Origin of the sequence: Mesorhizobium sp. M7A.F.Ca.CA.002.04.1.1, assembly GCF_004022805.1 — a bacterium.
GTDB classification, from domain to species: Bacteria; Pseudomonadota; Alphaproteobacteria; order Rhizobiales; family Rhizobiaceae; genus Mesorhizobium; species Mesorhizobium ciceri.
On the sequence record NZ_RZPL01000408.1, the window covers coordinates 1 to 5,077 of the forward strand.

Sequence of the window (5,077 nt, forward strand, 5' to 3'; positions counted from 1 at the left end):
GCTTTTCACCGATCGGGTGGCGAAATCAAGGTATGGGCTTGGCTCCTGGGTAACTCTCACACCAATGCATAAAAAACCGCCCGCAGCGATGTGCTGCGGGCGGGCTGGTGAGGTCAGTCGATCTGCTAGAAATTGCGCTGGAAGCGGACGATGCCGCCGACGCTGCTCTTCTTGTCGGCCTTGGTCCAGTTGTTGAAGTCGAAGTCGTCGAATTTTCCTGCATTGAGGTAATCGACTTCAGTCGTGACCGTAAAGCCGGGCACAATGGTATAGGCAACGTTGGCAGCGACGCCGAGGTTCTTCCAGTCGTCATAGGAAATCTGGGCGTTGAACGAGGTCTTCTCGTTGAACTTGTAGGTGCCGCCACCCCAGACTGCCCAGTTACCGCCCCACGGCTTGTATTGGGTACGGCCTGTGCCGAAGTCGTTGATGTTGTCGTTGGTGCCGTAGCCGCCCATGACGAACAGCGTCAGTTCCTTGCTGACGTTGACGTCCAAACGGACCTTGCCGGCCACTTCCTCATAGTTGCTGTCATAGGCCACGACGCCAGTGATCGCACCCCAGTCGCCCTTGTACTTCAAGCCGCCGACGACATGCGGAACATAGCTGTCGATGGTGTTGACGGCGGTGCCTTCCTCAAGCGAGACCACGCCCGTGAAGCCGCTGCCAGCGTCGAAGTAATAGCTGATGAGATTGGTATCCTTGACACCATACGGGATGAGCGTGTCCTGGATGACATTGCCGGCATAACCGATGAACTGGTCGTATACCGTTTCATCCTTACCGACGCGCAGGCCACCGAGCTGGATCCAGGCGAAATTGAGGGTGGTGGTCTTGTTGCCGGCCTGCCAGCCGTTGTTGGCCGGGGTCTGGTCGGTATAGTCGCCGGAGGAGTTGCCGAACTGGAAGCGAGTTTCGGTGAAGGTTTTCAGCGTGCCGAGCTCGGTTTCCTGGCCGGTATAAGTCCTCAGCGTGAAACGCATGTTCTTATACCAGGTGTCGTTCGTTCCGCCGTCCATGTGATCGGGAACGTTGTTGGCGCCATCGAGCGAGCCGGAATCGCCGACGCCCATGTCGTAGCGGAGGTAGCCGCCGATGCGCAGGCAGGTCTCGGTGCCCGGAATATAGAAGTAGCCGGCGCCGTAGACGTCGCAAATCTTGACGTATTCGGCCGGTTCCGGTTCGGCGACGACGACAGCGTCGGCGGCGCGTGCGCCGCTGACCGCGATCAGGGCCGCGGCTGAGCCGAGAAGGAGGCTCTTGATGTTCATTTTCTGACCTCTCCAGTCATAGTTTTAAATGGCTTCGGATTTGTGGCTGGCGGCAATGTTTTCCCGCCTCACCCCCACAACGAAAAAGGCTCACACCGCTCGCCCTTTTCAGCGGCGAACATACCCATCGATCATCTGCCTTCAATGACGATTTCCGAAATAATGCCAATTCCGCGAACAGATTAATGCTGTGTTGCACAAATAACACTTGCCGCGATGGCGAATGGCACAAGTGGCACAACGTCACACATTGAATATATATACGGATACTTTCGCGACTAAATATAACTACGACGTTTTATATTTCTAAAAGACCGCACAATGTGGAATATCTACCTGGTTTTCGCCGACATCGACCTGAATCTTGCCGACCCCTCTATCGCCAGGTGACGCCCATTCGCCAATCCCACTCTGATGCCGAGGCGAAAAGCGGGATGACGCTTCCAAGCCTGTCTGCTTCTTCCAAGACGATCGAAACCCTGGAGCGCTGTGGTGTCCCCGATTGTGACAGCAGCCAAACGTTCAAAACGATTCCTCCGTGACGCCTCTCAGTCGACCTTGGCGACACGGGCGACGTGGTCGTCCGCCTCGATCAGGCGGATCGGCACTCCCGGGAAGCATGGCGTCGGTCGGAATGTCCCTGGTCGCGCCATGCGACGGCGGATGTTTGGCGACGGGACTGGGTTTTGGTTGGCTAGAGTGGCTTATCGTTCGGCGCTTCACGCTCGCGCGCGCGGTCGGCAAGGACTTCATCGATTACGTGACAGGATTTCTCAACCTCAACAGGGTTGGCGTCGATCTGTCCAGCGACCGTGATCAGCGCCTTCCAAAGCGTCCAGCCACGACCGCGCGCCCACATCGCCTCGTCGGCCGGAAGCCCGGCACGAAACGCCTCCCGGTTTTTGCCTTCAAACAGCGTCCACGCAATCGCCAGATCGCAGGCGGGATCGCCGACGCCGGAGGTTCCGAAGTCGATCACCGCGCTCAATCGGCCTTGCCTGACCAACAGGTTTCCCCAGCTGACGTCACCGTGGAACCAGACCGGCGCACCGTGCCATTGTGCGGCAAGTGCTGCCTCCCACACCGCACTGGCTGCGGCCGTGTCGATCTTGCCGTCGAGGGCGGCAATCGCTTGCCGGGCCTCGCCATCGTAGACGCTGAGTGCTCCGCCGCGAAAGAAATTGTGCTGTCCCGGCGCCGGTCCACCGGTGGCATCGATACGCTGAAGGGCGACCAGGAACGCGGCCAGGTCGGTCGCAAATTGCGGCAGGGTGGCAATCCGCTCGCGCTCTGCCGTCTCGCCTTCGATCCAGCGGTAGACGGACCAGTGCCAGGGATAGCTTTCGGCCGGAACTCCCATCGCCAGCGGCACCGGGATCGGCAGCGGCAGCAGAGGTGCGAGCCTCGGCAGCCAGCGATGCTCCTTTTCCACCTGCAGGGAATAGGCCGCGGCGCTTGGCAGTCGCACGGTCATCTCGCCGCCCAGATGAAAGGTCCTGTTGTCCCATCCGCCTGATGCAACCGGCCTGACCGGAAGATCCTTCCACTTGGGAAATTGCGTGGCGATCAATCGGCTGACAAGCGTTATGTCGATGTTCGGCTTGCTGACCATCGAGCCTAGCGCGGAAACTCGAGCCCCATTTCGCGGTAGCGCTCGGGGTCGTCGCCCCAGTTCTCGCGCACCTTGACGAACAGGAACAGGTGCACCTTCTGTTCGAGGATGCCTGCTATCTCCATGCGCGCCGCCTGGCCGATGGCGCGGATGGTCTCGCCCTTGTGGCCGAGAACGATCTTCTTCTGGCTGTCGCGCTCGACATAGATGGTCTGGTCGATGCGCACCGAGCCGTCCGGCTTCTCTTCCCATTTCTCGGTCTCGATATGCGAGGAATAGGGCAATTCCTGATGCAGCCTGAGATAAAGCTTCTCGCGCGTGATCTCGGCCGCGAGCTGGCGCATCGGCAGGTCCGAGATCTGGTCTTCCGGATAGTACCGGGGACCGACCGGCAGAGACTCGGCCAGATAATCGAGCACGTCCTTGCAGCCGGAACCGGTCAGCGCCGACACCATGAAGGTGCGCTTGAACGGCACCCTTTCGTTCGCTGCCGCCGACAGAGCCAGCAGCGCTTCGTGCTTGACGCGGTCGACCTTGTTGAGGATCAGCACCATCGGCTGGCGCACATCCTTCAGCCGTTCGAGGATGGCGTCGGCGTCGCCCCTGATGCCGCGCTCGGCGTCGATCAGAAGCAGTACGATATCGGCGTCCTTGGCCCCACCCCAGGCGGTGGTCACCATCGCCGTGTCGAGCCTCCGCTTCGGCTTGAAGATGCCGGGCGTATCGACGAAAACGATTTGCGCATTGTCATGCGTGGCGATGCCGCGCACGATGGCGCGGGTCGTCTGCACCTTGTGGGTGACAATCGACACCTTGGCGCCGACCAATTGGTTGACCAAGGTCGACTTGCCCGCATTGGGCGCGCCGATCAGCGCGACAAAGCCGGAATGCGTGGCGGCGGCTGTGGTCGCCGGCTCTTCGGTAGCGGTCATGCCGCGCTCCCTTCACTGGAGGGCCGCGAGCCCCCCGATTTTTGGGCCGATGCGGCGGCCCAAACGCCTTCGCGCACAAGAAATGCCGAAGCCGCCGCTTCTTCGGCCGCCCTGCGCGAGCCGCCGGTGCCGCTTATCGGCGCAAAGCCGCGGACCTGCAAGGATACAGTGAAGACCGGCTGATGGTCGGGTCCCTCGCGCTTGTCGATCACATACTCGGGTCTGATATCGCTGGTCTTGGCAATCCATTCCTGCAGATCGGATTTCGGATTGAGCGGCTTTGCGATCACCGTATGCGAGCGCGGTTCCCAATAGCGCAGGACGAACCGCCGCGCGGCCTCGATGCCACCGTCGACGTAAACCGCCGCAATCAGCGCTTCGACCGCATCCGCCAGATAGTTTCCGCCCGAGCCGCGCGACCGCATCTTCAAGGCAGAATCGGCGCGGACCAGATCCTCCAGCTGCATTTCGATGCCGATTTCGGAGCAGGTCCGCGCATCGACCAGCGCATTGAAGCGCGGCGCGATTTCACCTTCCGGCGCATCGGGAAATTTTTCGAAAAGCATATCGGCGACGACAAGCCCGAGCACGCGGTCGCCAAGAAATTCAAGACGCTGGTTGTTGGTGGCCGCCTTGACCGCACTGGAATGCGTCAAGGCGGTCTCAAGCAAACGGATATCCTTGAAGACGTAACCGGTCTTGGCCTTCACCAAACCGGCCAGTGTTTCGCCTGTCGGGCGCTTCAAAGCCATCAATTGACGAAGTGGAACAGGCGCGAAGCGCGCATCAGCGACGGCCATTTCCAGATTTCGAGAGGGCTCGCCTTGCCGGCGATCGAGAAGAAGACAAGATTGGCGCGGCCAACCAGATTTTCCGCGGGAACGTAGCCGACGGTGAAACGGCTGTCGGCGGAATTGTCCCGGTTGTCGCCCATCATGAAATAGTGGCCGGGCGGCACGTCGAATTCGCGGGTGTTGTCGCCGATCGAGTTCGAATTCAGGTCAAGCGTGTCGTAGCTGACGCCGTTGGGCAGGGTTTCGCGATAGACATCGATCGGGCGCGATTCCTCGGTGATGTCGGGATTGTCGATTTGGCCTGTTTTCACGCGCGGCACGCCGACACCGTTGATGAAAAGCTGGCCGTCCTTGACCTGGATCTTGTCACCCGGCAGGCCGACAACGCGCTTGATGTAGTCGACGGACGGATCAGGCGGGAATTTGAAAACCGCCACGTCGCCGCGCTTCGGCTCGGAGCCCCAGATG

Annotated in this window: 5 protein-coding genes; all 5 read right to left on the reverse strand. The window is 60.4% G+C overall.

Annotated elements, in window-relative coordinates:
• Window positions 1–125 precede the first annotated feature (125 nt).
• Window positions 126–1,271 carry a porin gene (locus ENZ75_RS20285; RefSeq protein WP_013532581.1) on the reverse strand — a complete coding sequence of 382 codons (1,146 nt, stop codon included), beginning with the start codon at window positions 1,269–1,271 and terminating at the stop codon, window positions 126–128.
• A gap of 694 nt (window positions 1,272–1,965) precedes the next feature.
• Window positions 1,966–2,883, reverse strand: a complete 918-nt coding sequence (locus ENZ75_RS20290; RefSeq protein ID WP_013532582.1) for an aminoglycoside phosphotransferase family protein — start codon at window positions 2,881–2,883, stop codon at window positions 1,966–1,968.
• 5 nt (window positions 2,884–2,888) lie between these two features.
• A complete protein-coding gene (era, locus tag ENZ75_RS20295) occupies window positions 2,889–3,815 on the reverse strand; it encodes a GTPase Era (RefSeq protein WP_013532583.1) in 927 nt (308 codons plus the stop codon).
• Window positions 3,812–4,567 carry a ribonuclease III gene (gene rnc / locus ENZ75_RS20300; RefSeq protein ID WP_013532584.1) on the reverse strand — a complete coding sequence of 252 codons (756 nt, stop codon included), beginning with the start codon at window positions 4,565–4,567 and terminating at the stop codon, window positions 3,812–3,814. The genes era and rnc overlap by 4 nt, the downstream gene beginning before the upstream one ends.
• Window positions 4,567–5,077: signal peptidase I (lepB, locus tag ENZ75_RS20305; protein WP_128278269.1), on the reverse strand; the 511-nt coding region annotated here is incomplete at its 5' end. The genes rnc and lepB, both read right to left, overlap by 1 nt.

Excerpts from the sequence above, each read along its gene's own strand:
- ENZ75_RS20285 (WP_013532581.1), bottom strand. The coding sequence starts at position 1,271 with ATGAACATCAAGAGCCTCCTTCTCGGCTCAGCCGCGGCCCTGATCGCG.
- rnc (WP_013532584.1), bottom strand. The coding sequence starts at position 4,567 with ATGGCTTTGAAGCGCCCGACAGGCGAAACACTGGCCGGTTTGGTGAAG.
- era (WP_013532583.1), bottom strand. The coding sequence starts at position 3,815 with ATGACCGCTACCGAAGAGCCGGCGACCACAGCCGCCGCCACGCATTCC.
- ENZ75_RS20290 (WP_013532582.1), bottom strand. The coding sequence starts at position 2,883 with ATGGTCAGCAAGCCGAACATCGACATAACGCTTGTCAGCCGATTGATC.